29 protein-coding genes are annotated in these 26989 nt (G+C 64.2%); 15 read left to right on the top strand and 14 right to left on the bottom strand.

From position 1 onward, the window contains the following. Nucleotides 1-20 precede the first annotated feature (20 nt). From ada to IGS55_RS21285, 3 genes are all read left to right on the top strand, one after another. Nucleotides 21-1076, top strand: coding sequence for a bifunctional DNA-binding transcriptional regulator/O6-methylguanine-DNA methyltransferase Ada (gene ada / locus IGS55_RS21295; RefSeq protein ID WP_230517063.1), 1056 nt, complete (start codon nucleotides 21-23; stop codon nucleotides 1074-1076). Continuing rightward, nucleotides 1073-1762: a 2OG-Fe(II) oxygenase gene (locus IGS55_RS21290; protein ID WP_230517064.1), complete on the top strand. Its 690-nt coding sequence runs from the start codon at nucleotides 1073-1075 to the stop codon at nucleotides 1760-1762. The genes ada and IGS55_RS21290 overlap by 4 nt, the downstream gene beginning before the upstream one ends. A gap of 74 nt (nucleotides 1763-1836) precedes the next feature. Continuing rightward, the gene (locus tag IGS55_RS21285; protein ID WP_230517065.1) at nucleotides 1837-3513 is read left to right on the top strand and encodes a mechanosensitive ion channel family protein; all 1677 of its coding nucleotides are present in this window, start codon (nucleotides 1837-1839) and stop codon (nucleotides 3511-3513) included. Between the two features lie 42 nt (nucleotides 3514-3555). On the opposite strand, the gene IGS55_RS21280 is transcribed toward IGS55_RS21285, so the two are convergent. The 5 genes from IGS55_RS21280 to IGS55_RS21260 all read right to left on the bottom strand — a co-directional run bounded on the left by IGS55_RS21280 (nucleotide 3556) and on the right by IGS55_RS21260 (nucleotide 5882). Beyond that, on the bottom strand, nucleotides 3556-4059 hold the full coding sequence (locus IGS55_RS21280; protein WP_230517066.1) for a hypothetical protein: 504 nt from the start codon (nucleotides 4057-4059) through the stop codon (nucleotides 3556-3558). A 13-nt stretch (nucleotides 4060-4072) separates the two neighbouring features. Then, a complete protein-coding gene (locus IGS55_RS21275) occupies nucleotides 4073-4507 on the bottom strand; it encodes a hypothetical protein (protein ID WP_230537278.1) in 435 nt (144 codons plus the stop codon). Between the two features lie 76 nt (nucleotides 4508-4583). Next, on the bottom strand, nucleotides 4584-5054 hold the full coding sequence (locus tag IGS55_RS21270; protein WP_139842360.1) for a hypothetical protein: 471 nt from the start codon (nucleotides 5052-5054) through the stop codon (nucleotides 4584-4586). Continuing rightward, complete coding sequence (locus tag IGS55_RS21265; RefSeq protein ID WP_230517068.1) at nucleotides 5029-5442, bottom strand: hypothetical protein; 414 nt, start codon at nucleotides 5440-5442, stop codon at nucleotides 5029-5031. Before IGS55_RS21265 ends, IGS55_RS21270 begins: the two co-directional genes overlap by 26 nt. Next, nucleotides 5439-5882, bottom strand: a complete 444-nt coding sequence (locus tag IGS55_RS21260) for a hypothetical protein (protein WP_230517069.1) — start codon at nucleotides 5880-5882, stop codon at nucleotides 5439-5441. Before IGS55_RS21260 ends, IGS55_RS21265 begins: the two co-directional genes overlap by 4 nt. A 126-nt stretch (nucleotides 5883-6008) precedes the next feature. Here IGS55_RS21260 and IGS55_RS21255 point away from each other — a divergent pair, with 126 nt between their 5' ends. The 9 genes from IGS55_RS21255 to IGS55_RS21215 all read left to right on the top strand — a co-directional run bounded on the left by IGS55_RS21255 (nucleotide 6009) and on the right by IGS55_RS21215 (nucleotide 17259). Beyond that, nucleotides 6009-6623, top strand: coding sequence for a GNAT family N-acetyltransferase (locus IGS55_RS21255; protein WP_230517070.1), 615 nt, complete (start codon nucleotides 6009-6011; stop codon nucleotides 6621-6623). A gap of 67 nt (nucleotides 6624-6690) precedes the next feature. After that, a complete protein-coding gene (locus IGS55_RS21250; protein ID WP_230517071.1) occupies nucleotides 6691-8364 on the top strand; it encodes an amidohydrolase in 1674 nt (557 codons plus the stop codon). Nucleotides 8365-8494: 130 nt separating this feature from the next. Then, nucleotides 8495-10186, top strand: coding sequence for a urocanate hydratase (gene hutU, locus IGS55_RS21245; protein ID WP_230517072.1), 1692 nt, complete (start codon nucleotides 8495-8497; stop codon nucleotides 10184-10186). Nucleotides 10187-10194: 8 nt separating this feature from the next. Further along, nucleotides 10195-11754 carry a histidine ammonia-lyase gene (gene hutH, locus IGS55_RS21240; RefSeq protein ID WP_230517073.1) on the top strand — a complete coding sequence of 520 codons (1560 nt, stop codon included), beginning with the start codon at nucleotides 10195-10197 and terminating at the stop codon, nucleotides 11752-11754. A 20-nt stretch (nucleotides 11755-11774) separates the two neighbouring features. Beyond that, nucleotides 11775-12563 carry an N-formylglutamate deformylase gene (hutG, locus tag IGS55_RS21235; protein ID WP_230517074.1) on the top strand — a complete coding sequence of 263 codons (789 nt, stop codon included), beginning with the start codon at nucleotides 11775-11777 and terminating at the stop codon, nucleotides 12561-12563. Then, a complete protein-coding gene (locus IGS55_RS21230) occupies nucleotides 12548-13930 on the top strand; it encodes a formimidoylglutamate deiminase (RefSeq protein ID WP_230517075.1) in 1383 nt (460 codons plus the stop codon). Before hutG ends, IGS55_RS21230 begins: the two co-directional genes overlap by 16 nt. Beyond that, entirely contained in the window at nucleotides 13930-14505 is a 576-nt protein-coding gene (locus IGS55_RS21225) for a HutD/Ves family protein (protein ID WP_230517076.1), read from the top strand. Before IGS55_RS21230 ends, IGS55_RS21225 begins: the two co-directional genes overlap by 1 nt. Before the next feature lie 12 nt (nucleotides 14506-14517). Beyond that, nucleotides 14518-15744 carry an imidazolonepropionase gene (gene hutI, locus IGS55_RS21220; RefSeq protein ID WP_230517077.1) on the top strand — a complete coding sequence of 409 codons (1227 nt, stop codon included), beginning with the start codon at nucleotides 14518-14520 and terminating at the stop codon, nucleotides 15742-15744. Nucleotides 15745-15813: 69 nt separating this feature from the next. After that, on the top strand, nucleotides 15814-17259 hold the full coding sequence (locus tag IGS55_RS21215; protein WP_230517078.1) for a glycine betaine ABC transporter substrate-binding protein: 1446 nt from the start codon (nucleotides 15814-15816) through the stop codon (nucleotides 17257-17259). A gap of 11 nt (nucleotides 17260-17270) precedes the next feature. Here IGS55_RS21215 and IGS55_RS21210 read toward each other — a convergent pair whose 3' ends face one another. Beyond that, on the bottom strand, nucleotides 17271-17450 hold the full coding sequence (locus tag IGS55_RS21210; protein ID WP_034746290.1) for a hypothetical protein: 180 nt from the start codon (nucleotides 17448-17450) through the stop codon (nucleotides 17271-17273). Between the two features lie 3 nt (nucleotides 17451-17453). Between IGS55_RS21210 and IGS55_RS21205 the strand changes: the two genes are divergently transcribed. Next, nucleotides 17454-17810 carry a hypothetical protein gene (locus IGS55_RS21205; protein WP_230517079.1) on the top strand — a complete coding sequence of 119 codons (357 nt, stop codon included), beginning with the start codon at nucleotides 17454-17456 and terminating at the stop codon, nucleotides 17808-17810. 222 nt (nucleotides 17811-18032) lie between these two features. Here the strand turns inward: IGS55_RS21205 and IGS55_RS21200 are convergent, their stop codons facing one another. From IGS55_RS21200 to IGS55_RS21185, 4 genes are all read right to left on the bottom strand, one after another. Then, nucleotides 18033-18539 carry a GNAT family N-acetyltransferase gene (locus IGS55_RS21200; RefSeq protein ID WP_230517080.1) on the bottom strand — a complete coding sequence of 169 codons (507 nt, stop codon included), beginning with the start codon at nucleotides 18537-18539 and terminating at the stop codon, nucleotides 18033-18035. Next, nucleotides 18536-19480, bottom strand: a complete 945-nt coding sequence (locus tag IGS55_RS21195; RefSeq protein ID WP_230517081.1) for a DMT family transporter — start codon at nucleotides 19478-19480, stop codon at nucleotides 18536-18538. Before IGS55_RS21195 ends, IGS55_RS21200 begins: the two co-directional genes overlap by 4 nt. A 319-nt stretch (nucleotides 19481-19799) precedes the next feature. Beyond that, nucleotides 19800-20249 (bottom strand): glycine zipper 2TM domain-containing protein, encoded by a 450-nt coding sequence (locus IGS55_RS21190; RefSeq protein ID WP_034780449.1) that lies wholly within the window; start codon nucleotides 20247-20249, stop codon nucleotides 19800-19802. A gap of 145 nt (nucleotides 20250-20394) precedes the next feature. After that, the gene (locus IGS55_RS21185) at nucleotides 20395-20823 is read right to left on the bottom strand and encodes an Mpo1 family 2-hydroxy fatty acid dioxygenase (protein WP_230517082.1); all 429 of its coding nucleotides are present in this window, start codon (nucleotides 20821-20823) and stop codon (nucleotides 20395-20397) included. 93 nt (nucleotides 20824-20916) lie between these two features. Between IGS55_RS21185 and IGS55_RS21180 the strand changes: the two genes are divergently transcribed. Beyond that, complete coding sequence (locus IGS55_RS21180) at nucleotides 20917-21450, top strand: DNA-deoxyinosine glycosylase (RefSeq protein ID WP_230517083.1); 534 nt, start codon at nucleotides 20917-20919, stop codon at nucleotides 21448-21450. A gap of 2 nt (nucleotides 21451-21452) precedes the next feature. On the opposite strand, the gene IGS55_RS21175 is transcribed toward IGS55_RS21180, so the two are convergent. The 3 genes from IGS55_RS21175 to IGS55_RS21165 form a co-directional block, all read right to left on the bottom strand. Then, nucleotides 21453-22115, bottom strand: coding sequence for a hypothetical protein (locus IGS55_RS21175; protein ID WP_230517084.1), 663 nt, complete (start codon nucleotides 22113-22115; stop codon nucleotides 21453-21455). A 92-nt stretch (nucleotides 22116-22207) separates the two neighbouring features. Beyond that, nucleotides 22208-23416 carry a hypothetical protein gene (locus IGS55_RS21170; RefSeq protein ID WP_230517085.1) on the bottom strand — a complete coding sequence of 403 codons (1209 nt, stop codon included), beginning with the start codon at nucleotides 23414-23416 and terminating at the stop codon, nucleotides 22208-22210. A 107-nt stretch (nucleotides 23417-23523) separates the two neighbouring features. Next, nucleotides 23524-24390: an HDOD domain-containing protein gene (locus IGS55_RS21165; protein WP_034746307.1), complete on the bottom strand. Its 867-nt coding sequence runs from the start codon at nucleotides 24388-24390 to the stop codon at nucleotides 23524-23526. Between the two features lie 287 nt (nucleotides 24391-24677). On the opposite strand from IGS55_RS21165, the gene IGS55_RS21160 reads away from it, so the two are divergent. After that, nucleotides 24678-25256 carry a DNA-3-methyladenine glycosylase gene (locus tag IGS55_RS21160; RefSeq protein ID WP_230517086.1) on the top strand — a complete coding sequence of 193 codons (579 nt, stop codon included), beginning with the start codon at nucleotides 24678-24680 and terminating at the stop codon, nucleotides 25254-25256. Here IGS55_RS21160 and IGS55_RS21155 read toward each other — a convergent pair. Next, nucleotides 25253-26947, bottom strand: a complete 1695-nt coding sequence (locus tag IGS55_RS21155; RefSeq protein ID WP_230517087.1) for a methyl-accepting chemotaxis protein — start codon at nucleotides 26945-26947, stop codon at nucleotides 25253-25255. The two genes, IGS55_RS21160 and IGS55_RS21155, sit on opposite strands and share 4 nt — an antisense overlap. Nucleotides 26948-26989: the final 42 nt, after the last annotated feature.

Raw genomic sequence — 26989 nt, 5'->3', positions numbered from 1 at the left:
TGATTTGCACGGAGTTCGCCATGGAACACGCTTACCTGACTGACGATGAACGCTGGGAGGCCTTGCGGCGGCGCGCGCCCGATGCCGACGGCGTCTTTTACTATTCGGTACGCACGACGGGCGTGTATTGCCGCCCTTCCTGCGCCGCGCGCCCCGCCTTGCGCCGTAACGTGGCTTTCCACGCCAGTTGCGAACAAGCGGAGGCGGCCGGCTTTCGCCCCTGCCTGCGCTGCAAGCCGAATTTGCCGCCGCTGGCCCAGCGCCAGGCGGCCATCGTGGCCGACATCTGCCGGCTGATCGACGCCAGCGACGAGCTGCCTGACCTCGACAGCCTGGCGCGGGCGGCCGGCATGAGCCGCTTTCACTTCCACCGCATCTTCAAGGCGCACACGGGCATCACGCCGAAAGCGTACGCGGCGGCGCGGCGCGGCGAGCGCCTGAAGGCCGGCTTGCAGGGCGAAGCGAATGTCACGGAAACCTTGTATGCGGCCGGTTTCAATTCCAGCGGCCGCCTGTATGCCGCCACGCCGGGTTTGCTGGGCATGACGCCGGGCGCGTTTCGCGCCGGCGGCAGCGGCGCCGTGATCCGCTTCGCCATCGGCGCCTGCTCGCTGGGCGCCATCCTCGTGGCCAGCACGGACAAGGGCATTTGCGCGATTTTGATCGATGACGATCCGGAAGTGCTGCTGCGCGACTTGCAGGACCGTTTTCCTCAAGCCGAGCTGCGCGGCGCGGAAGCCGACTATGAACAGACGGTGGCGCAGGTGGTCGGCCTGGTCGAGGCGCCGGGCCTGGGACTGGATTTGCCGCTCGACGTGCGCGGCACGGTGTTCCAGCAGCGCGTGTGGCAAGCCTTGCGCGAGATTCCCGCCGGCAGCACGGTCAGCTATGCCGAGCTGGCCCGCCGCATCGGCGCCCCGCAAGGCGCGCGCGCCGTGGCCGGTGCCTGCGCCGCCAATGCCCTGGCCGTCGCCATTCCCTGCCACCGTGTTGTGCGCAACGATGGCGCGCTGTCCGGCTACCGCTGGGGCGTGGAGCGCAAGCAGGCATTGCTGGAACGCGAGGGTGAGCGGTGAAGGCGCTCGATTGGCGCCAGATCGAAGATGAGCTGAATGCGCATGGCTGCGCCGTCCTGCCGGGCTTGCTCGATCCGGCGCAGTGCGCGGCGCTGGCGGCGCAGTATGACGATGCGTCGCGCTTTCGCAGCCGTGTGGTGATGCAGCGCCACGGCTTCGGCCAGGGCGAGTATCAGTATTTCGCCCATCCGCTGCCCGCTGTGGTGGCCGTCCTGCGCGAACAGCTGTACGGACCGCTGGCGGCGATCGCCAACCGCTGGCACGCCAGCATGGGCCTCGATAGTCGTTTTCCTTTGGCGCACGCGGACTTCGTCGCGCGCTGCCATGCGGCAGGGCAGACGCGGCCCACGCCCTTGCTCTTGCGCTACCGCGAGGGCGATTACAACTGTTTGCACCAGGACCTGTATGGCGAGCACGTGTTTCCGCTGCAGCTGGCCGTGCTGCTGTCGCGCCCGCAAGACGATTTCACGGGCGGCGAATTCGTGCTGACGGAGCAGCGCCCGCGCATGCAGTCGCGCGCCGAGGTCGTGCCGCTGGCGCAGGGCGACGCCGTCCTCTTTCCCGTCGCGCTGCGCCCCGTGAACGGTACGCGCGGCACTTACCGCGTCAACATGCGCCACGGCGTGTCGCGCCTGCGTTCGGGCTTGCGCCACACCCTGGGCATCATTTTTCATGATGCGAGCTGAACGGTGGGCGCGGCGCTTGAGTTTCCGCAATTACATGGCATGATGGCTACTCCCTGTCACTTTTCACTTTTGCCATGTCCGCGTTGTTCCGCCTGTTGTGCCTGTTGACCATCTTCCTGCTGCCCGCAGCCCACGCGGACGATGGCGCATCCTCGCTCGTTGCGGAAGCCGCGACCGCCATCGCGCCGTCACAGGCTGCCGCCGTCAAGACGGCGCCATTGATGTTTGCCAACCGCAGGGTATTCGTCTTCCGCGCCGCGCTGGCCGGCTATCCGCCCGCTGAACGGGCCATCGGCGCGCAGCGCCGCCTGGAAAGCGTGCTGGCGAAAAACGGTCCCTTGCAGGCGAGCACGCGCATGATTCCCGAAGGCACGCAGGTGCTGCTCGACGGCGTGCAGCTATTCGTTGTCGTACCTGGCGACGTCAACCAGTTGGCCGGCGACACGACGGAAAGCGTGGCGAAAACGGCGGCCGAGGAGCTGAGCAAGGCCGTGTTTGACTATCGCGAGCAGAGCAGCTGGCGCTACCTGGCGATCGCCGCCGCCGTGTGCGCGGCCGCCACGCTTGTGTTCTGGCTGGTGTGGATGGGCTTGACGCGTCTGTACCGCTGGGCCAAGCGCCGCAGCGGCATCCTGCTCGCTTCGCGCCTGCGCGACGTGCGCCTGAAAAACGTGCGCGTGCTCGACGCCGAACACTACATCGCCTTCGCGTATCAGCTGCTCAGCGCCGTGCTGTGGGGCTTGCGCCTGATGGCCACCTATCTGTGGGCCGCCTTCGTGCTGGGCCGTTTGCCCTACACGCGTTCCTGGGGCGAAAGCCTGAGCGGCTATTTGTTCGACGTGGCCGCCGACGTCTTCCACGCCATCATCGGCGCCTTGCCGGGGCTGGTGCTCGTGTGCGTGATCTTCGCCATCGCGCGGCTGATCGCCGCCACCGCCGCCTCGCTGTTCAAGCGCGTGGAAAGCGGCGAATTGCAGATCGGCTGGCTCGACAAGGACACGGCCCTGCCCACGCGCCGCATCGCCAGCGTGGTGATCTGGCTGTTCGCGCTGGCCATGGCGTATCCGTATCTGCCCGGCTCGCACACGGCCGCTTTCCAGGGCCTGTCCGTGCTGGTGGGCCTGATGGTGTCGATCGGCGCGTCGAGCATCGTGGGCCAGGGCGCCAGCGGCCTGATCCTCATGTACACGCGCGCCCTGCGCAAGGGAGAATATGTGCGCGTGGGCGACAGCGAGGGCACGGTGGTCGACGTGGGCATGTTCGAGACGCGCCTGCGCACGGGCCTGGGCGAAGAAGTCGCCTTGCCGAACGCGTGGGTGATGTCGCAAACGACGAAGAATTATTCGCGCGCCCAGCCCGGCGGCGGCTTCGTGCTCGACTCCACCGTTACCATCGGCTACGCCACGCCCTGGCGGCAAGTGCATGCCATGCTGGAACTGGCCGCGTCGCGCACGCCGGAACTGTCGACCACGCCGAAACCGTACGTGATGCAGCTGGCCCTGCAAGATTACTATGTGCAATACCGCCTCGTCGCCTACGCCAGCGCCGAAGTCCCCCGCCAGCGCGCCGAAGTGCTGAACCGCTTGCACCAGAACATCATCGATGTCTTCAACGAATTCGACGTTCAGATCACCTCGCCGCACTACATCGACGACCCGAAAGAGTCGCACGTGGTGCCGCCAGGTGAATGGTTCAGGGCGCCGGCGAAGCGGGGGGAGGAATCGATTGAGGTGGTTCCGCCCAAGTCTTGAACGCGAGGCGTGGTCTGTACGTGACGGATGCAATGGCACGCGCTATCTTGGTTTTTCCTCGGGAGCGCAGGTATTCTTGCCATTTGTCAGCTGAATCACCTGGAAACCCCCGGCGGGTGCCGTGAGCAGGCAGAAATCTGCCGAGTAGCGCGAAGTGGGATCGGACGCGGATGGCGGCCTTCCCAGGAAGGATACGCCATACACTTTTCCCGCCACCAGCGGCGCGGCATCGCTGCTCTCGGCCCCCTCGGGAGCCTTGCCATAGCGCACGCATCCCTTGTTTGGCAGACGATAGCTGGGATCGCCAAACGAGGCATTCGGAAACATGACCGTCCATACATCTTTCCAGCCATTCGGCCCAGGCGTGCTGATCGTCAGCATCTTCAGACTGACTGGTCCCCTTGAGCGTTCCTCTTCGCTGGCAATCTTGAAGCAGGGAAGGCCCGCCTCAGTCATGACGGCGGCTGTGCCCATGCGCGACCACGCCGAGGCATCCATGCTCGTCAAGGTCGCCAGCAGACAAAGAATAAGGTGGCGATGATTCATGGCATGCCTTGCGTTATCGGGAAGAATTTCTGGCTGGGCACGTATCATCCATCCAGGCCTGTGTATCGCTTTTGATGACGACGAGGCGTGGCTTGGCAGAGACCTGCTGTACGAGACAGAACTTTGCCACATATCCATAGGTTGGATCGGCAGGATCGGCTGGCCTGCCATTCAGAAATACCTCGTACACCCTGCCGGTCTTCAATTCAGGCGCGGGCACGGCGTCGGCATGTGCCGGAATATTCCCATAGGGAATGCAATTTGTTGAAGACAGCGGAACTTTCTTACTGTCCGTCATGAGAAACCCCCATATTTCCGTCGTTGGCTTGACCGTCACGTCGGACACGCTCAAGGCACCGAGGAAGGGCTGGCCGTTGCGCCTCTCTTCCTGTTTGGAAATGCTAAAGCAGGGCACGCCATTGATCGAGGTAACGTCGGCATCGGCCATGCGTGAGCGCGCGTCGCTGTTCATGCTCGAGAATACGAGCAGTATTAGCAGTGCTTTATGGCATAAGGACATAATGTTAAGGAGGCGTCGGACAGACTTCATCGATCCAGGCCTGCATGTCGCTGTTGATGGGGATGACTTGCTGGCCGCCATCCGCCGTAGCTCTCACGCAGAATTTTCCTTGGTAACCATAGGTTGGATCGGACGGATCTTTAGGGCTGCCATTCAGGAACACATGATAAAAATGCCCGGGTATCAGTTTTTCAGCGCGTATGCCCGTCGCGCCGGTAGGCAGGTTTCCATAGCGGATGCATGTGCTGGCACGGATGGGTAACGCCATGTCTGGCGGTAGGGAGAATCCCCATACTTCTTTTACTGGTTGCACGGACATGTCTGAAACCATGAGTGCGCCAAGAAATGGCAGGCCATTGCGCGTCTCTTCCTTTTTTGTAATCGAGAAGCAGGGTATGCCCTGCGCCGACTGGATAACTGCTTCTGCCATGCGGGAATATGCCCATGTGTCAGGGAATATCGAATATAGGCTCATGGTCAATATCGTTGCCAGGCAAGTTTTTCGGGCTCTTACGGTCGTTAAAAAAATCATTGAGTACCTTTTTAAACAGTTCTCCGGAGTTTTTATACCGCTGTTGGCGCATGGCGCGAGTGGAAGTTAAAAACCTCAGCACAAAGTAGTCCGCCAATAAATCACCTTGCGCTTCCATGTCATGGCTGGATAATTTCTGATTGGGGAGCAAGGTATATTTGTAGTCCAGCCCCAGGCGAATGGCTCCCCGCAGTTTTACTGAATATCCGAGTTGGTACTGCCAAACATGAACCATTTCGTGCATAAACCAGTGTTTCAGACTATCTTTTTCTTTGGAAAAGTCCTCTTTGTAATCCGACTCATGAAAGTAAATCTCCCCATCCGGCGTCATGGCCACATCCTTCGGTTGCAAGCCGAACCATAGATACGGCTCCCCATGCACCTTGACCTTGCCGTAGTCGATCGCATCCTGGAACAGCAGCTGGCGATGCGCCCCGTGCGTCCCTTCGCATCTGTCGTGCCCGTCCACGTTTCGCCATTGCTCAAGGTGAGCCGGTAATCGGCGTGTGCCAGCGGCACCTTGTTTTGCGAGACGAATTCCAGCTGTTCGTCGTAGCCGCAGCACCAGCATTCGTCGGGCTGTCCGGCCAGGCGGTGCAGTTCGCAGCCGCTAGTCGCGTTGCGCAGGGTGGCGCCCAGCACGGGCCGGCCGTCGGCGCTGAAGGTGACGATCATGCTGTCGAAGCGCGCGCCCAGGCTTTTCTTTTGATGGGCCACGAGCTTGAAGAACACGTCGCACGCGGTGGTGCTGATGACATGGTGCCTGGCCATAGGGGCTCCGCGATAAAACGCCAGCGTAGGCCAGCGGCGGCGGGGAGGTATTGACTGGGCGCAAGGCCTGGGCGCTTGCGTTAAGATGCCGGGCGTTTCCCCGTTACGATGAAAAGAAAGAGAACCATGTCCCGTGCCTTACACACCGAATCCTCCCGCACCGCCCGCAGCCTGGCCGCCGCCCTGATCGGCGACCCGTTCTACCGCGCCGTCACGGTGGCGTGCGGCGAGGACGAAGCGGCGCGGCTGGCCATGCTGGAAGCCTACTTCGCGCTGGCGCTGGCCGAGGGCGAGCAGGCGGGGCGCGTCGACCTGGCCGATGCGGTAGGCAATGGTGCCGCCATCTGGACGACGGATACGCCGGCAGCCCGGCGCCAGGCCGCCTACGCGCAGCGCGAGGATGCCTTGCGCGTGCTGCTGGGAGAGCAGGGCTACGCGCATTTCACGGCCATCGTCGGGAACATGGAGCACGCGCTGGCGCCGCATGGTCTGCAGGATGCGTGGTATCTGTCGATCGCCGGCATCCACCCGGACGTACAGGGGCGGGGACTGGGCGCGTCCGTGCTGGCGCCGGGACTGGCGGCCGTCGATGCGGCGGGCGCCGCGTGCTTCCTGGAGACCTACAACGAGCGCAGCCTGCCGTTTTATGCCCGTCTGGGTTTCGTGGTGGCGGGGCGTTACGCGGAAGCCGTCACGGGCTGCGATTACTGGCTGATGGTAAGGCCTCCGCACGCTGCCTGATTGACCATTTTGCCAATTTCTATACACTCGTCTTTTCACTCATTTATTAAAAGACCTGGAGATGGAAATGCCGACCCTGCCACTGCGCCGTACCCTGCTAGTTCTCGCCTGCCTGGGCACCCTCGGCCAGGCCCATGCCGACACGGTCATCGACAATGCCAACGGCTATACGCTCGACGCGAATGGCAAGGTGCTGCGCTTCACGGCGCTGGCGTTTGACGACGCTGGAAAACTCCTCGCCGTCGGCAGCGCCGCGCAGGTGAAACGCAAGGCGGCCAAGGGCGCTATGCACGTCGACGTGCAGGGCAAGACCGTGCTGCCAGGCCTGATCGACGCGCATGGCCACGTGTTCGGCCTGGGGACGATCGCCAGCGGCGTGATGCTGTACGGTTCCACATCGCTGCCGGCCGCCGTGCAGGCCGTGGGCGACTTCGCCCGCGCGCATCCCGAGCGCAACTGGGTCGTCGGCAATGGCTGGAACCAGGAAATCTGGAAGCTGGGCCGCTTTCCCACGGCGGCGGAACTCGATGCGGCGGAAAGCGCGCGGCCCGTGTGGCTGCGCCGGGTCGACGGTCACGCGGGCTGGGCCAACAGCCGCGCGCTGGCGCTGGCCGGCATCACGCGCGCCACGCCGGATCCGGTGGGCGGCAAGATAGTCCGCGATGCGGACGGCAATGCCACCGGCGTGCTGGTCGACAGTGCCATGGACTTGATGGACGCCGTGCTGCCCAAGCCGGGCGACGTGGAAAACCGCGCCGCCCTCGATGGCGCGCTGGCGCAGCTGTCGCAAGCGGGCCTGACCAGCGTGCACGATGCGGGCATCGGCCAGATGCAGGACCGGCTGTTCCGCGACTATGCGGACCATGGCAAGCTGACGGTGCGCGTGTACGGCATGATTGCCGACACGACGGAAGACTTCGACGCGCTGTCGAAAAATGGTCCCTTGATCAGCTATGCGCATGACATGTATGCCTTGCGCGCCGTGAAACTGCTGTCCGACGGCGCCCTGGGCAGCCGCGGCGCGGCCCTGCTGGCGCCGTACAGCGACGATCCTTCCACCCGCGGCCTGCTGTTCTACCCGGACGCCGCCATGCGCGCGAAGATGGAAAAAGCCATGCGCGCCGGCTACCAGGTGAACGTGCACGCCATCGGCGACGCGGGCAACCATCAAATCCTCGACGGCTATGCAGCCTTGACCGCGCAATACCGCAGCGCGGGCCTGCGCCACCGCATGGAGCATGCGCAGGTGGTGCAGTTGAGCGACATCCCCCGTTTCAAGGCGCTGGGCATCGTCCCTTCGATGCAGCCGACGCACGCCACGTCCGACCAGAACATGGCGGAGCAGCGCGTGGGCCACGAGCGCATCAAGGGCGCGTATGCGTGGCGCACCTTCCTCAAGCAAGGCTCGCGCATCGCCTGCGGATCGGACTTCCCCATCGAGTCGCCGAACCCGTTCGAGGGCATCCACGCGGCCGTCACGCGGCAGAACAGCGAGGGTTTCCCGGCCGGCGGCTGGTATCCGCAGCAAGCCATGACGGTGACGCAAGCGCTGCGCTGCTTCACCCTGGACGCGGCCTGGGCGGCGCACCAGGAAAAGGTCATCGGCACGCTGGAAGCGGGCAAATGGGCGGATTTCATCGTCGTCGACCAGGACCTGTTCACCGTGGCGCCAACCGCGATTGGCAAGACGCAGGTACTGCAGACGTGGGTGGCGGGCAAGCGCGTGTTCGAGAAAAAATGAGGGCCGGGGTCAGACCCGTCGGGTCTGACCCCAAAAGAAAACCTGTTGACTTGGTTGTATAGACAACCTATGCTGGGAGTACCAGAGCGGACCACGCATGTCCGCTCGCACCCTACGAGGAGACAGCACAATGGACACCGATCCACGCTTTGATGCCAGCCGTACCATCCGCGCCCCGCGCGGCACGGTCATGGCTTGCAAGAGTTGGCAGGCCGAGGCGGCCTACCGCATGTTGCAAAACAACCTGGACCCGGAAGTGGCGGAAAATCCGCAGCACCTGGTCGTCTACGGCGGCATCGGCCGCGCGGCCCGCAACTGGGCCTGCTTCGACCAGATCCTCGCGTCCTTGCGCGAACTGGAAGACGACCAGACCTTGCTGATCCAGTCCGGCAAGCCGGTGGGCGTGTTCCAGACCCACGCGGACGCGCCGCGCGTGCTGATCGCCAATTCCAACCTGGTGCCGAAATGGGCGAACTGGGAACACTTCAACGAACTCGATCGGCAAGGCTTGTTCATGTACGGCCAGATGACGGCCGGCAGCTGGATCTACATCGGCACGCAGGGCATCGTGCAGGGCACGTATGAAACCTTTGCCGAGGCGGGCCGCCAGCATTTCGGCGGCGACTGGGGCGGGCGCTGGATATTGACGGCAGGCCTGGGCGGCATGGGCGGCGCGCAGCCGCTGGCCGCCACCATGGCGGGCGCCGTCTCGCTCAATATCGAATGCCAGCAAAGCAGCATCGACTTCCGTTTGCGCACGCGCTACCTGGACAAGCAGGCGGCCAGCCTGGACGAAGCCCTGGAGCTGGTCAAATACCATACCGAACGCAAGGAAGCGATTTCCATTGGCCTCCTGGGCAACGCGGCCGAAGTGCTGCCGGAACTGGTGCGCCGCGCGAAAGCGGGTGGCCTGGTGCCGGACCTGGTGACGGACCAGACGTCCGCGCACGACCTGGTCAACGGCTACCTGCCGCGCGGCTGGAGCGTATCGGACTGGAAGGCGGCGCAGCAGGACCCGCAGCGCCACGCGCGCCTGACGGTGGCCGCCGCCGATTCCTGCGCCGCCCACGTGCAGGCGATGCTCGATTTCCACGCCATGGGCGTGCACACGGTCGATTACGGCAACAACATCCGCCAGGTGGCGTTCGACCAGGGCGTGCGGAACGCCTTCGACTTCCCCGGCTTCGTGCCCGCCTATATCCGCCCGCAATTTTGCGAAGGACGGGGGCCGTTCCGCTGGGTGGCCCTGTCGGGCGACCCGGAAGACATCTATAAAACGGATGCGAAGATCAAGCAGCTGTTCCCGCACCACAAGCAGGTGCACCACTGGCTGGACATGGCGCGCGAGCGCATCGCCTTCCAGGGCCTGCCGGCGCGCATCTGCTGGCTGGGGCTGGGCGAGCGCCACATCGCCGGCCTGGCCTTCAACGAGATGGTGCGCACGGGCGAGCTGAAGGCGCCCATCGTCATCGGCCGCGACCACCTCGATACGGGTTCCGTGGCCAGCCCGAACCGCGAGACGGAAAGCATGAAGGACGGCACGGATGCCGTCTCCGACTGGCCGCTGCTGAACGCCATGCTGAACACGGCCGGCGGCGCCACCTGGGTCTCGCTGCACCATGGCGGCGGCGTGGGAATGGGGTATTCTCAGCATGCGGGCATGGTCATCGTGGCCGACGGCAGTGAAGCGGCGGCGAAACGCCTGGCTAGAGTGCTGGTTAACGACAGCGGCTCGGGCGTGATGCGCCATGCCGATGCCGGCTACGAAACAGCGGCCGCCTGCGCCAAGCGCAACGGCTTGATTCTCCCCATGATGAAGTGAAAGCGAAGATGACACAGCACTCAAAAAGTTGGACGTTAAAACCCGGCGCGATGACCCTTGGCGACCTGCGCGCCGTCTGGGCCGCGCCCGCGAAACTGATCCTCGCCGCCGAAGCCTATCCCGTCATCGAGGCGTCGGCCGCCGCCGTGCAAGCCATCGTCGCCAAGGGCGATGCGGCCTACGGCATCAACACGGGTTTCGGCCTGCTGGCCAAGACGCGCATCCCCGATGAAAAGCTCGAGCAATTGCAGCGCAACTTGATCCTGTCACACTCCGTCGGCACGGGCGAATTGCTGTCGGACGCCGTCGTGCGCCTGATCATGCTGATGAAGATCGGCAGCCTGGCACGCGGCTTTTCCGGCGTGCGCCCGCTGATCGTCGATACCCTGATCGCCCTGTACAACGCGGGCATTATGCCGGCCATTCCCGCCAAGGGTTCCGTGGGCGCCTCGGGCGACCTGGCGCCGTTGTCGCACATGACCCTGGCCATGCTGGGCGTGGGCGAAGTGCGCGTCAACGGCGAATTGATGGCGGCGCCCGAAGCGCTGGCGCAGGCGGGCATCGCGCCCGTCGTGCTGGCGGCGAAAGAGGGCCTGGCGCTGATCAACGGCACGCAAGTATCGAACGCGCTGGCGCTGCATGGCCTGTTCATGGCCGAGCGCTTGCTGGAAGCGGCCATGGTTACGGGTGCGCTGTCGCTGGACGCGGCCAAGGGCAGCGACTCGCCTTTCGACGCGCGTGTGCATGCCGTGCGCGGGCAGCCGGGGCAGATCCTGGCCGCGCAGATGTACCGCCAGTTGGTGGCGCACAGCGCCATCCGCGCCTCGCACCTGGAAGGCGACGAGCGCGTGCAGGATCCGTACAGCCTGCGCTGCCAGCCGCAAGTCATGGGCGCCTGCCTCGATTTGATCGGCAATGTGGGACGCACCCTGCTGATCGAAGCCAATGCCGTCACGGACAATCCGCTGATCTTCCAGGATGGCCCCAACGGGCAGGCGGAAATCGTCTCGGGCGGGAACTTCCATGCCGAGCCGGTGGCGTTTGCGGCCGACACGCTGGCGCTGGCGATTGCCGAAATCGGCGCGCTGGCCGAGCGCCGCATCGCGCTGCTGATCGACGCCACGCTTTCCGGCTTGCCGCCGTTTCTCGTGCGCGACCCGGGCGTCAATTCCGGCTTCATGATCGCCCACGTGACGGCTGCCGCGCTGGCGTCGGAAAACAAGTCGCTCGCCCATCCGGCCAGCGTCGACAGCCTGCCGACGTCCGCCAACCAGGAAGACCACGTGAGCATGGCCACGTTCGCCGGGCGCCGCCTGGACGACATGGCGCACAACACGGCTGTCATCGTCGGCATCGAGCTGCTGGCCGCCGCGCAGGGCATCGATTTCCACCGTCCGCTGAAAACCTCGCCGCACCTCGAGCACGTGCATCACCAGCTGCGCCAGAAAGTGCCGTTCTTCGACGCCGACCGCTTCTTCGCGCCCGATATCGAGGCGGCCAAGCGGATGGTGCTGCAGGGAGAATTGAGCAGCACGTGCAAGAATTTGTTCGCCCCGCTGTACGCCTGAGCGGGCGCAAGGAGACACGCATGGATTTCCGCTTCAACGAAGGCAGCATCCCGCTGCTCGTGTCGATGCCCCACGTGGGCACCGACATACCCGACGATATCGCCGCGCGCATGACGCCGCAGGCCTTGATCAAGGCCGATACGGACTGGCATTTGCGCGAACTGTATGGCTTTTTGCAGGAGATGGATGCGTCCGTGCTGTCGGCGCGCTGGTCGCGCTATACCATCGACTTGAACCGTCCGCGGGAAGACACGAATCTGTATCCGGGCCAGGATACGACGGGCTTGCTGCCCAGCGATACCTTCCACCGCGAGCCGCTGTACCTGGCCGGCAAGGAGCCCGATGCGGCCGATGTGCAGCGCCGGCTGCGGCGCTACTGGGCGCCGTATCACGCGCAGCTGCGCGCGGAACTGGACCGACTGCTGCGCGTGCATGGCGCCGTGGTGCTGTGGGATGCCCATTCCATCGCCTCGCATGTGCCGCGCTTCTTTGACGGCAAGCTGCCCGACCTGAACTTCGGCACGGCCGATGGCGCCAGCTGCGATGGGGGCCTGACGTCGGCCGTGGTCGATATCGCGCGCGCGCAGGATCAATTTACGGTCGCGCTGAATGGCCGCTTCAAGGGCGGCCATATCACGCGCCATTACGGCCAGCCGGACAGCCGCGTGCAGGCGATCCAGCTGGAGATGTGCCAGTGCCTGTACATGGACGAGACGGCGCCGTTTGACTACCGGCCCGACCTGGCGGCGCAGGTGCAGCCGCTGCTGCGCCAGATGATGGAAGCGGCCGTGGCATGGGTGGCGCGTTGAGCGGCTGCTTGTTTGCCCGCCACGCGCTGCTGCCGCAAGGCTGGCGCCGCGACGTGCTGCTGGAGTGGGACGCGGCCGGCGATTTGACGGCGGTGGCGGACAACGCCGCGCCGCCGCCCGGCGCGGAAGTGGCCGAATATGTCTTGCCCGGCATGGTCAACCTGCATTCGCATGCGTTCCAGCGGGCGCTGGGCGGCATGACGGAGATTGCAGGTGACGAGGTTGTAGCGGACAGCTTCTGGACCTGGCGCGACCTGATGTACCGTTTCGCGCGCCACATCACGCCGGAACAGATGGAAAGCATCGCCGCGCAGCTGTTTGCCGAATGCCTGCGCCATGGCTACACGGCTGTCTGTGAATTTCACTACCTGCAGCGCGATGCGGCCGGTGCGCTGTATGCGCGCCCTGCGGAAACGGCCGAACGGGTGCTGGCCGCGGCGCGCCTCAGCGGCATCGGCGTGACCATGCTGCCCGTGCTGTACAGCCATGCGGGTTTTGGCGCACAGCCCCTCAAACCCGAGCAGGCGCGCTTTCGCACCGGTGCGGATGACGTGCTGCGCATCGTCGAAGCGCTGGCACCGCAGCGTGGCGGGCAGGTGGAGGTGGGCTTTGCGCCCCATTCCCTGCGCGCGGCCGGCGTGGCGCAGATCCGTGAAGTGGCGCAAGCGCTGCCCGCGGACCGCCCCATCCACATCCACATCGCCGAGCAGCAGGGCGAGGTGCGCCAGTGCCTGGACTGCAGCGGCCGGCGCCCGGTGCAGTATCTGTACGATCAAATCGACGTCGATGCGCGCTGGTGCCTCGTGCATGCCACGCATGTGCAGCCCAATGAAGTGGCGCTGATGGCGGCCAGCGGCGCCGTGGCAGGCCTGTGCCCGACGACGGAAGCGAACCTGGGCGACGGCCTGTTCCCGCTGGCCGAATTCATCGCCGCCGGCGGGCGTTTCGGCATCGGCAGCGACAGCCACGTGTCGCAGTCGCCGGTGGAGGAATTGCGCTGGCTCGAATATGGCCAGCGCTTGCAGCGCCAGCAGCGCAATGTGGCCGCCACGCCAGATGAACGCCATGTGGGCGACTATCTGTGGCAAACGGCCTTGCAGGGCGGCGCGCAGGCGGCCGGGCGCAAGCTCGGTGCCCTGGCGCCGGGCTGCCGCGCCGACTTGCTGGTGCTCGACGACGCGCATGTGAACCTGTGCGGCGTGGCCATCAGCGATGTGCTGGGCAGCGTACTTTTCTGCGGCAACGACAACCTGGTGCGCGACGTGCTGTGCGGCGGACAATGGCAGGTGCGCGATGGGCGCCACGTGGCGCAGGACGCCATCGCCACCGCCTACAAGCGCACGCTGGCGCAACTGAGGGCACTCTGATGGCGACCTTCATCCCGCAGGAATACCTGCGCGCCACGCCGTGGAAAAACGGCGGCGGCAGCACGACGGAAATCGCGATTGCTCCCCCGGGTGCCGGTTTCGACGATTTCGACTGGCGCATCAGCCTGGCGACGATCACGGCCAGCGGGCCATTTTCCAGCTTCCCCGGCATCGACCGCAGCCTGATGCTGGTCGATGGCGACAGCGTGCAGCTGACGCTTGATGGCGCGCGCAAGGTGACCTTGAGCGCGGCGCAACCGATGCTGTGGTTTCCCGGCGAAGCGGCCGTGGTTGCGCAGGTCAAGGGGCCGACGACGGATTTCAATGTGATGACGCGGCGCGACCGCTGCCGCCACCAGCTGGAAAAAATCACGGCGCCGTGCAAGCTGGCGCGGCGCAGCGCGGCGACCCTGCTGTTCGTCGCCGGCGAAGGCCACGTGCTGGCGCGCGGTGGCGAGCAGCAGTTCGCGCTGGCCCGCCATGACGCGCTGCTGCTCGACGCCGACGATGCGCCGGACTGGCGGCTCGACGCCTTGCAGCGCACGGCCGTATTCCGTGTCGACCTGTTCATCTAGGAAGGAACACACATGCAAGACTGGGATATGGTCATTCACAATGTTCACCTGGCCACGATGGAACATGGCTATGGCGAACTGCTGGACGCGGCCATCGCCGTCAAGGATGGCCGCATCGCGTGGTTCGGGCCCGGCGACGAGCTGCCGGCCAGCGGCGCGGCGCTGCTCGATGGACAGGGCTGCTGGCTGACGCCCGGCCTGATCGACTGCCATACGCACATCGTCCACGCGGGCAACCGCAGCGATGAATTCGAGGCGCGCCTGAATGGCGCCAGCTATGAAGACATCAGCCGCGCCGGCGGCGGCATCATGTCCACCGTGCGCGCGACGCGCGCGGCCAGCGACGACGAATTGCTGCGGCAAAGCCTGCCCCGCGTGCTGGCGCTGCTGGCCGAGGGCGTGACCACGATCGAGATCAAGTCCGGCTACGGCCTCGACGCGGACAGCGAGGCGAAGATGCTGCGCGTGGCGCGCAGGATAGGAGAGCAGCTGCCCGTGTCCGTGCGCACCACCTTCCTCGGCGCGCACGCGCTGCCGCCCGAATATGCTGGCCAGGCCGACTCTTATATCGAGCTGCTGTGTGCGCGGATGCTGCCCCAGCTGGCGGGCGCTGGACTGGTCGACGCCGTCGACGCGTTTTGCGAGCGCATCGGCTTTACGCCGGCGCAAACGCAGCGCATGTTTGACGCGGCGCAGGCGCTGGGCCTGCCCGTCAAATTGCATGCGGAGCAGTTGTCGGACCTGGGCGGCGCGGCGCTGGTGGCGCGCTACGATGGCTTGTCGGCCGATCACCTGGAATTCCTGTCGGAAGAGGGCGTGGCCGCCATGGCGCAACACGGCACGGTGGCCGTGCTGCTGCCGGGCGCGTATTATTTTTTGCGTGAGACGCAGCCGCCGCCTGTCGCGGCTTTGCGCGCGGCCGGCGTGCCGATGGCCGTATCCACCGATTGCAACCCGGGCACGTCGCCGATGACGTCCCTGCTGCTGGCGATGAACATGGCGTGCACCTTGTGGCGCTTGACGCCGCAGGAAGCGCTGGCTGGCTGTACGATCCATGCGGCGCGCGCGCTGGGTTTGCAGGATCGGACGGGCAGCCTGGTGGTGGGCAAGCGCGCCGATTTCGCCCTGTGGCGCATCGCGCGCCCGGCCGACCTGGCGTATGCGCTGGGCCTGAACCCGTGCGCGGGCGTGGTGCATGGCGGTGTCTGGCGCGCGCCGGTGGTAAGCTTGCCGGATTGATCATCCGTCCTGGAGCGCCGCGTGCGTGTTGTTTACCTGTTGTTGCTGCTTGTTTTTGGCGCCGCGCCCATGTCCTCCCTTGCCCAGGATGGTGGCACCTTGAAGGTGGGCTCGAAGCGCTTCACGGAATCGTACATTCTCGGCGAAATCATCCAGCAGAGCGCCGCGCCGCACGTCCAGGCGCAGCACCGCCAGGGCCTGGGCAACACGGCCATCGTGCTCGCCGCGCTGCAGGCGGGCAGCATCGACGTGTATGCCGAATACATGGGCACCATCGGCAGCGAAATCCTCAAGCACGACAAAGCCATCGGCGTGGAACAGATGCGGCGCGAGCTGGCGGCGCTGGGCCTGGGCGTGGCCGTGCCGCTGGGCTTTAACAATACGTATGCGCTGGCAGTGCGCCATGATGAAAAATCCATCGTCAGCCTGGCGCAACTGGCGCAACACCCGGCCCTGATATTTGGTCTGTCGCATGAATTCATCGGCCGTGTCGATGGCTGGCCGGGCCTGGCCGTCCGCTATGGCTTGCCGCAGCGCCCGCGCGGCCTCGATCACGGCATCGCCTATGAAGCGCTGGCGCAGCGCCAGGTGGACGTGATCGACATCTATTCGACGGACGCGAAGATCCGCCAGTACGGCTTGCGCGTGCTGGCCGACACGCAGCAATACTTTCCCCGCTATGACGCCATGCTGTTGTACCGGCTCGACGTGCCGCAGCGCTTTCCCGCGGCATGGCTGGCGTTGCAAGGGTTGCAGGGACGCATCAGCGAGAGCGACATGATCGCCATGAATGCGGCCGTGGAAATCGACGGCAAGCGTTTTTCCGACGTGGCGCGACAGTGGCTGGCTTCCGGCACGCAGGCGAATCAACCGGCCGCCGCGCGCGGCAAGCTGCTCGATAAAATCATCGGCGACGACTTGTGGACCCTGACGCGCCAGCATCTGACCCTGGTGCTGCTGTCGGTCGCCCTGGCGTGCCTGATCGGTATTCCGCTGGGCGTGCTGGCGGCGTTTTCGGCGCCGCTGCGGCAAACGGTGCTGGCCTTCGTCGGCGTGCTGCAGACGGTGCCCTCGCTGGCCTTGCTGGCGATATTGATCCCCGTGCTGGGCATGATCGGCACCGTGCCGGCGCTGGTGGCGCTATTCGTGTACGCGCTGCTGCCCATCGTGCGCAACACGTGCACGGGCATCTTGCAGGTGCCGCAAGGCTTGCGCATGGCGGCGCTGGCGCTGGGCTTGAGCCGGCGCGACCGCCTGCTGCACGTGGATTTGCCGCTGGCCTTGCCCGTGATGCTGGCGGGCGTGAAAACGGCGGCCGTGATGAGCGTGGGCACGGCCACCATCGCCGCTTTCATCGGCGCGGGCGGTTATGGCGAACGCATCACCATCGGTCTGGCGCTCAATGACAACGACATGCTGCTGGCCGGCGCGATCCCCGCAGCCGTGCTGGCCCTGCTGACGCAGGGCTTGTTCGAGCTGGTGGAGCGCTGGGCCGTTGCCGGCCGGCAGCGCTGACGGCGTCACGGTTACAGCGAGTGCAGTTTGGAGCGCACCGAGACGACGGCCTGGTGCAGGATGCGTTCGGCCTGGAAGTCGTTCTCGCGCTGTTCGGCGATGGCTTGCAAGTCGCGCGTGTAGCGTTCCAGCCGGGAGCGCAGGTAGGCGCGGTAGATTTTCATGACGAGCGGTTTGGCAGAAACATTCATGATGTGGCTCCCGTATGCGATTCGTTCATTGATTCGTTCATTGTGTGTGAGCGCATTGCCGCCATTTTGCGTCGCATCAAACGCCAGCGTACCGTCACTTTGGCGCGTTTGATCTTCCGCAATGTCCCCCGGACAGAAGATGCCACACTGAATTTTCCCTGTTCGCCTGGTCATCATCAGCCGCGAGCCCTGATTCCCTCAAGCATACTCAAGGAGCGTCGCATGGTTATTTTTGCCGTGGTTGCTGGCTGCATCGCCTGCCTGACAGTGTATCAAATCTATAGAAAATCGCAGGGTGGCAGTGGGGTTGCGCAACAACATATCGGCTTGCACGGCACATTGATTGAACCACGGAAATAATCAGTGGCATCCGAACGACACTGGGTGACACTTGGTTAGCGGATTTAAGTCAAATGTAAGGCCCGGTAAGCAAATGTAAAGGTCCGCGCCATCGCAAGTGGCAGCGTTTATATTGATAACCGTTGATTGCATTCTCCCCCTCCCACTTGACAATGGGTTCTGCCCCGCGGTGCCGCTAGCCCGCGGGGATTTTTTTTGGAACTTACGCTTACAGTTCCCCCATCAGGCCGATGTTGGCGTGCCCGCCGACAATTGCGTCAAGGCATCGCCAGCGACCCGGCAGATGCGCCAGTCCGGCATCACGTCCGCGCCCATGCCCTGGTAGAAGTTGATCGCGTTTTCATTCCAGTCCAGCACCGACCATTCGAAGCGGCCGCAATCGCGTTCGACGGCCAGTTGCGCCAGCGCCACCAGCATCTGCTTGCCATAGCCCTTGCCGCGCACCGATTGCTTCACGTACAGGTCTTCCAGGTACAGGCCCTTGCGGCACAGGAAGGTGGAAAAATTATGGAAAAACAGGGCGAAGGTCACGACTTCACCATGTTCCTCGCCGACCAGCGCTTCGCACGCGGGGTGCTTGCCGAACAGGCTGTCGTGCAGCATGGATTCCTTGGCGATCATCATGTGTTCGAGTTTTTCAAACACGGCCAGTTCATGGATCATGCCGAAGATGGCCGCCACGTCGGATGCGGTCGCGGGACGGATGGCGAGGGAGGAATAGGTGCTCATGTTGCCTTTGCGGATGAAGTGGTGGAAAGAGAGGAAACGGCAGCCGTCTTGCGCGCGCCCGACGTCAGGGCCCAGGCCACGCTGGACAGGCACAGCACCATGCCCACCCATTCGATGGGGGCGGGCCGGTAGTGTTCGAACTGTACCGACAGCAGCACGGAAATGACGGGCGTGACGACGCCGATATACACGGTTTTTTGCGTGCCGATGCGGGCGATTAACGTGAAATACGCGCTGAAGGCGATCACCGAGCCGAAGATGGCCAGGTACGCCAATCCCATCCAGTAGCTGGGGCGCGTGGGCAGCTGCCAGGACTGGCCCGTGGCGATGGCCCAGCAGGCCACCATCAAGGTGCCCCACAGCATGGTCCAGGCCATGGTCAGCATCACATTGCCCGAATGTTCGCGCACTTTCATGACGAGGGCGTTGCCTGCCGTGCTAGACACGGTAGCCACCAGCGCCAGGATAAACCCGAGCAGAAAATGGCCATTGCCGCCGCCCAGAATATCTTGCAGCGCCGCGCCGATGGACTGGTAAAACAGCAGCACGATGCCGCAGATGGCGACGAATGCCGCGCAGCAGGTGCTCCAGGTGATCGGTGTGCCGAAGGCGATGCGGTTGAGCAACGGCGTCCAGAATACCATCAGCGCGAACAGCACGCTGACGAGGGCCGATACCAGGTATTGCTCCGAGCTGTAGGTGCACACATAGCTGAGGGCAAACGAGGCCAGGCCTTGCAGCAGCATCCATTTTTGCGCGCGCCACGGCAGACGCAGGCGGTCGCCGCGCACGGCGCACCAGGCAAACAGGGTGGCCGACGCGAGGCCGAAGCGATAGACCACGGAAACGGCGGGGGCGACATCGCCCAGCTGCAAGGTAATGGCCCAGAAGGTGGAGCCCCAGATCAGGCAGGCAATGATGAACAGGAGAGGAGAGGACATCGCGCAAGTATACGGGCATCGCGCGGGGATGGCGAGTGCGGTCGAGTTTGCTCAATGCGGCGTCAGGAGACAGCCGGGATTGAGCCAGCGCAGTGCTTCTGGAAAATATTGAATTTATGAAAATATTTACTTTATTATCAAGTAAGTATTTTCCGGATTGCATCTTTGAAAGGGGAGCGCCATGCCAGCCTCACTGCAGATCAAAGTATGGAGCGTGCTTGTGTATGTCGTCGTGACGGCTGCGATTGCCATCTGGCTGCACCCTTCAGTCTTGCTCGCTGCCGGCGCATTCGGCTGAGCGCCTGCGCCGGCAAACGGATCAGTGCGTGACGCGGGTCTTGCGGCCGTCCGACAGCAGGCGCACGCGCTCGCCCGGGCGGAACAGCTCGTCGGCATCTTGCACGATGGCGCGCATGTCGCCATTGTCCAGGCGCACGGTGATTTCCAGGCCGGGCTTGTTCGAGGCGTTCGCTTCGATGCTCTTGCCGGCCATGCCGCCGGCGACGGCGCCGAGGATGCTGGCCGCGATGGCGCCCTTGCCGCCACCAACTGTCGAGCCGGCCACGCCGCCCAGCGCCGCGCCTGCCAGCACGCCCGTGCCCGTTTCGCCCTTGTCGATGGTCACCTGGCGTACGGATTCAACCGTACCCATGCGAACCGATTGTTCATTCTGCGCCTGGCGCGCGTTGTAGACATTTGCCGAGTTCGGTTGTACGGCGCAGCCGGCCAGGGTGGCGAGCAATGCCACTGCAATAATTGGTGCTTTCATGTGGGACTCCCTTGGACAAAAGTTGGTTGCCGATTGCGTCGACCGGCAGATGATGACTTATCATAAGGACACTTGCTGCAGATACCTAGTTGCGAATAGTAAAAATCTGTTACCGGTCCCACGTAACCACCTAACCGCTTGCCGCTCAATACGCCAGCCGCAGGCGCCGGTACAAAAATCCCAGCACGAACAGCGGCCCCACCAGCAAAAAGCGCAAGTCGTCGAGGAACGACGGTTTTTTGCCTTCGATCTGGTGGCCGATGAACTGGCCTATCCAGGCCAGCACGAACAGCGCCAGCGACACGGGCAGGATGGTCAGCGGGGGCATGAGCAACAGCAGGCCCAGCATGGCGGCCAGCATCGCCAGCATGCCCGCCGCAAACGGGCGCGACAGCTTGTAATAATAGTATAAGGCCAGAACACTGCTGAGCAGCGCCACGCTGGGATGCACGCTCCACAGCAGCCCCAGCAGGCTGAAAACGATCAGCGGCACGCACACGATGTGCACCCATTCATTGACGTGATTGCGGTGGCTTTCGCCATACTGGGCCAGCAGGGTGTCGATGGTGCGCATGGGCGGTCTCGTGGGCAGGAAGGTTGTGCGGGAATTCTACACCGTCGCGTGGCCGGGTAAAATGGTCCTTCGTTTTCCCTTCCGGACCGCCCTTTGAATAGCCCAGTCAATAGCCCAGTCTTCCTGCCAGAGCAAGCCGCAGATGCGCGCAAGCGCTGTTTCGACCCCGTCGTCGATGCCGGCACGCGCTTGCTGATACTGGGCAGCCTGCCCGGCGAAAAATCGCTGGCGCACAGCCAGTACTATGCGCATCCGCAAAACAGGTTCTGGATGCTGCTGGGCGAGGTGCTGGGCGTGGATTTGAAGAGTCAGCCCTATGAGGAACGTCTGGCGACCTTGCTGGCGCACGGCGTGGGCTTGTGGGATGTGGTGGCGCAGGCACAGCGCACGGGCAGCCTGGACAGTAATATCCGCGCCCGCGACGACAACGACCTGGTGGCCCTGGCAGCCAGCCTGCCGCAGCTGCAGACGATCGCTTTCAACGGCGGCACGGCCGCGAAGCTGGGCATCAAGGTGCTGGGCGAACACGCGCAGCGCTACCGCATCGTCAGCTTGCCGTCGAGCAGCCCCGCCTATACCCTGGCGTATGCGCAGAAATTGCAGGCATGGCTGGCTTTGCGCCGGTGAGGTCAGGTGGCAAGCCTGTGCAGGAGGCGCTGCGCCTGTTCCTGCCGGTACTGGCGCCGCCAGAACCAGGCGATGCAGATCAGGCCCAGCAGGGATGGCGCCAGCTGCGTCCATGGCTGGCCCATGCGCAGCAGGTTGCCCGCGGCGGCTGAAAGCATGGCGAACAGCGAGGCGAGCAGCTTGTAGATATGCTCATAGCGCCACAACATGCCATGCCAGCGGCGGGGAAAGGCCCAGCGCACGCCGTCGTAGGCGAGGATGGTGGCCAGGCCACCCAGCGATGACAGCACGACGATGGCTTGCTGTCCGGAAGCATCGTGCTGCAGACGCAACAGGATCAGCCCGCCCGCCACCAGCGCCGCTGCCGTCATCGCGCCATCGACGGCTTGCGGACCGGCCTCGCGCGTGTAGACGGCGCGCCAGCCGCTCAGCAGCTGGTACAGCACCAGCACCGTCAGCACGGCAAAGACGGGGCGATAGTCAAACAGCAGATTGCCGATGGCGGCCGTGGCGCAGACCAGCAAGGTCAGCCACGCGAACAGCCTGCCGCGGCGGCGGTGCTGCGGCGTGCCCTTGGCGGTAGCCAGCAGAAACAAGCCCAGTCCGATGGCGGCACTGCCGGCCAGCACATGGGTGGCAATATTGATCAGTTGCGGCTGGGGCATGCGCATCTCCGGAAGGTGCGCCAAGCTGGTCGCACGCTAACGGCAGATGGTATCTTGATAACTGCCGCTTGTCGAGATGACGGGGGAGGGGCTTACGCCGGCGCGTACGGCTGCGCTTCCAGCGGCTGTCCCTTGGCATCGAATTTCAGCGCCACGGACAGTTGCGTCACGCCGATGGTGGCCAGCGCGTCGCAGATGTCGTCGACTTCGTCCTGCAAGTCGGCGGCCAGGTCCAGCGGCTTGTCGGCGCTGTGCAGCAGTTCGCCAGCCGCCGTGCTGACGTTGACGCGCAGCAGCATTTCGCCATGTTCATCGGCCGGGCCGACGACCACGGCGACGTCGCCGGCGTCCATCTTGTTTTCCGCCAGTGCATGGTTGATGCCGGACATCATCTGCAGCATCGCGTACTCGCTCATGCCTTGCTCCTTGCCGCCGTGGAACAGATCCTGGTAGAGGAAGCTCACTTCCAGAGGGCTGCCGGCCGGCGCCAGGCAACGTTTGACGAGCTCGCCCACTTCCGTCGTCCACTGCTGGTAGCGGGCCATGCGCGCATCGAACCAGGCGTCGAGCGCTGCTTCGTCCTTCGGCTCCGCATAGAACGGGTCGTCCACGCGTTTCAAGGCAAAGCCCAGCAGGAAGCGCAGTTCGACGGCCGTGTCCTGCGGACCGAAAGCCGTTTCGCTCCAGCCGACGATGCTGCTTTCCAGGCCCGGCGTGGCGACGATTTTCTTGTCCGTCATCGAGCTATAGGCATCGCGCACCATCTCGTGCAAATGGCTATAGGTGATGCGGTCGATCTCGTCGAGGTCGTAGGCATGGCTCATCAGGACCACCTTGGCCTTGGCGCTTTCCAGTTCTGCCTGTTGGAAACTTTTCACCAGCGCTTCGAAAGCGTCCTGGTCCTGGAAGCTGTCCGCTTCCTTCAGGCCGCCCGTGCTTTGCACCAGCAGGGGCACGACGAAGGCGTTGATTTCCATGGCCGGGGCATTCTCGCGGCGGATCACGGAAATGGATGCCGCTTCCTCGATGTGGCTGCGCAGGTACTGGTAGGCGCCCACGTCTTCGTACTTGGCGCGCTCGATGGCGTCGTACAGAATTTCATCCTTCTTTTGATTCAAGGCCTTGCGGATCAGGCGTCCGAACTCGACGGCTTGCTCGGCCAGCACCGTGCCCTGCGATTCGCTGTCTTCCTGCTCCGCCAGGTTCAGGGCCATCGTGCACAGCATGCGCGTGACGGATTCATCCTTGTCTTCAGGCGTGTTGGCGGATTTACGGGGGACAGGGCGCTTATTTTTGGGCATGGCGATCAACAGGTTAAGAAATAGGGGGCAGGCAAACGGAAACAGGCGCCATGGCTCAGGCCAGGCGCCGGGACAGATCATACAGGCGGACGCGGCCGCCTGATACCTCAATGGTCGGTATCGAACATCTCGTGCAATTCGTCGAGCAGGTCGGCGGCTTCTTCCTGTGACAGGCCGAGATGCTGGCAGGCAAGTTCGCCACCCTTGTCCCACTCGAGCGAAGTACTGTTGCCATGGTAGCGCTGAATGCCCTTTTCGGCCAGCAGCGACAGGGCGACGAGCGAGCGGATGGCGTCGTCCGTGGACGGGTCGGCCAGCACCGTGTAGTCGTGGTGATGCAAAATCGCCCAGGAGACGTCGGAGGACAGGCCCCAGTTGCGTGCCAGCAAGCAGCCGATGGCCGCGTGGTTGGTCTGGTGGCGCGCGTCTTCCAGTGCCGTAAAGCAATTGTGCGCATCGTTGGCCGCCGCCGCGTACGTGTTGACGTAGTCGGGGAAGCGGTTCATCAGCAGGGGCACGCCGATATCGCAGAACAGGCCGAAGGTGTGGGCGATGTCGGGCGGGGCGATGCGCAGCTTGCGCGAAGTAAATACCAGGGCGCGCGCGCGCTTGGCCGACACATCCCAGAAGTTGGTCAGTTCCACGCCTTCCGCTTCCAGCGCCTGGCGTGCCAGCAAGCCCGTCATCATGGCGCTGCACTGGTTGATCCCAAGAAAGTTGATGCCTTGCTCGACGGACTTGGCCTTGCGTGCGGCGCCATAGAACGGTGAATTGGCCAATTTCAGCAGGGCGCCGGACATGCCGACGTCATCGGCGATGATGCGCGCGATGCGGCGCGGCGACGGATCCTGTTCCGCCAGTTCGCGCTGCAAGTCGACCAGCAGGCTGGGACGCGGCGGGATACGGATGGAACGCATCAGGGCGTCAACCGGATCTTCCTGCACTACCTGCTTTTGCGCTGCCGCTCTCATCATCACGCTTTCATCATCATTTTTGTGCCGGTGCTTATTCTGTGCGCGCTGCCGCTGCCGCTGCATGAGCGTCTGGCGCAGTGCCCGACGATTATCGCTGTTTATGCACGGCAATAGTTCATCTCTGCAATATTTTGTCGCAAAAATTCCCGTTTGGGCCTGCTCCAGCTGCGATTTTTGTCATTTTACGACGCTGCCGATGAAGACGTTTATGATGAAAAGAGCAAGTTTTATTTGTTTTCAAGACGAAGCGAGGCGTGTGGCGCGATGCGCGGCGGTACAATTGCCCGATGAAAAAAATCCTCGCGGGTATCGATTTTGCGGACGATTCCAGCAGCGTGGCGCGCCAGCTGATCGGCGCGACCGTGCTGGTCGACGGCGTGGGCGGGCGCATCGTGGAAACGGAAGCGTATGACCGGCTGGACCCGGCTTCGCATACGTATGGCGGGATGACCCCGCGCAATGCGGCCATGTTCGGCCCGCCCGCGCACGCCTATGTCTACCGCTCGTACGGCATCCACTGGTGCCTGAACTTTGTGTGCCGCGAAGCGGGGCATGGCGCGGGCGTGCTGATCCGCGCCATCGAGCCGCTCGTGGGGCTCGATACCATGCGTGAACGGCGCGGCGTCGAGGATGCGCGGCTGCTGTGTTCGGGGCCGGGCAAGGTGTGCCAGGCGCTCGGTGTCACGCATATGCATAACCGGCTGGCGCTCGATGCGCCGCCATTCATGCTGCTGGCGCGCGAGGAAGAGGTGACGGTACACGCTGGCTTGCGCATCGGCATTTCCAAGGCGATGGAGACGCCGTGGCGTTTCGTGCTGGCCGGTTCGCGCTACCTGAGTAAACCGATGCGCGCGCAAGACGCCTAGCTGCGCCGGCGCTGTGGCGCCGTGTTTGCGCCGGGCATGCCGGGCATGCCGCGCAGCGGGCTATGCAGTGCGCGCCGCTCCTGCTGCGCACTGGCCGGATGCCGGAACGCTTCCTCGTCCGGCGCGGCGGGCTGCGCGGACGCCAGCGGGTCGAGGGTGAACACGGCCACGGCCGCCGACAATTTGACGGCCTGGTCCTGCAAACTGGCCGCCGCTGCCGCCGCCTGTTCCACGAGGGCCGCATTTTGCTGGGTGACGTCATCCATTTGCGTGACGGCCTGATTCACTTCCGTGATGCCCGACGCCTGCTCCGCGCTGGCCTCTTTCACGCGCTGGATGATTTCATTGACTTGCTGCACCGAGGCCACGATGGCGCCCATGCTGTCGCCCGCCTGCTGCACGGCCACGCTGCCGCCGTCGATGGTGGTGACCGAGGTGGCGATCAGGGTCTTGATTTCTTTGGCGGCCTGGGCCGAGCGCTGCGCCAGGGTGCGCACTTCGGACGCGACCACGGCAAAGCCGCGGCCCTGTTCGCCCGCGCGCGCCGCTTCCACCGCCGCATTCAGCGCGAGGATATTGGTCTGGAAGGAAATACCATCGATCACGCCGATAATATCCACGATCTGGCGCGAATTGGCGCGTATCGTCGCCATCGTCGTCACCGCCTCCTGCATCGACGCACCCCCTTGCACGGCCAGGGTCGATGCTTGTCCCGCCAGCTCGCAGGCCAGCTGGGCGTTGTCGGCATTGTCATTGACGGCTTGCGTCAGTGCTTCCATGGCGCTCGACGTTTCTTCCAGCGAACTGGCCTGCATTTCCGTGCGCGCCGATAAATCCAGATTGCCGGTGGCAATTTCGCGCGAGGCCGTGTCGATCGATCGCACGGCGTCCATGATGGTACGCAAGGTCTGATTCAGGTGGGCGATGGTCTGGTCCAGCACGCGCGACGTGGCGGCGATTTCGTCATTGCCCTGCTTGGGCGCGCCGGCCGTCAGCTTGCCCGCCGCCAGGTCTTGCACGGCGTCGGCAATGCCGCGGATTTCCACCAGCATGGCACGCCGCACCAGCATGGTCACGACGATGGAAACGAGGATAGACAGCAGCACCGTCAGCAGCAAGCTCCAGCCCAGGCTGCGGAACTCGGCGCTGGCCGTCGCATGGGCCTCGCTGCTGAGCGTTGTTTCCAGGGCCGACAGTTGCGCCAGCTGCGTGTTGAGCTGGACGAATTGGGTTTCCGCCTTGAGCATGGAATTGGTGGCGATCGACTGGTCCATCTGCGCCATTTCCATGGTTTCCAGCACAGCCTTGCGATAGCCTGCCAGCGCCGTGATGGCCGCATCGACCAAGGTGCGCTCGGCGCCTGTGGCCGTGGCGCGCAGCGTGGCCAGCTGGGCGCCGATGGCCGCGTGGCGTGCCTTGATCTGTTGCTCCAATGTATCGAGGCGGGCCTTGGCGAAGCTGCCGTTGGCCCACGACAGCAACTGGTACATATTGCCGTGCACCTGCTTGGCGTCGCCGGCCACGTCGGAGGCCGCCTTCAAATGCGTGATGCGTACCCGCACCATGTTTTCCAGCGAGGCATTTTGCCGCACCATGCCATACCACGCGCCGCTCGAGCTGAGTATCAGCAGCAGCAAGACCAGGGTGGGCGCCAGCAATAATTTTGGCCCGATGCGTAATTGATTGAGCATGCTTGACTCCTGGCGATGGCTGTTCAAACCGCAGGCGGCGCA

The organism is Janthinobacterium sp. EB271-G4-3-2 (assembly GCF_020858035.1).
GTDB lineage: Bacteria > Pseudomonadota > Gammaproteobacteria > Burkholderiales > Burkholderiaceae_D > Janthinobacterium > Janthinobacterium aestuarii.
Note: the sequence above shows the minus strand (reverse complement) of the source record. Positions and strands in the feature narration are given on the sequence as shown.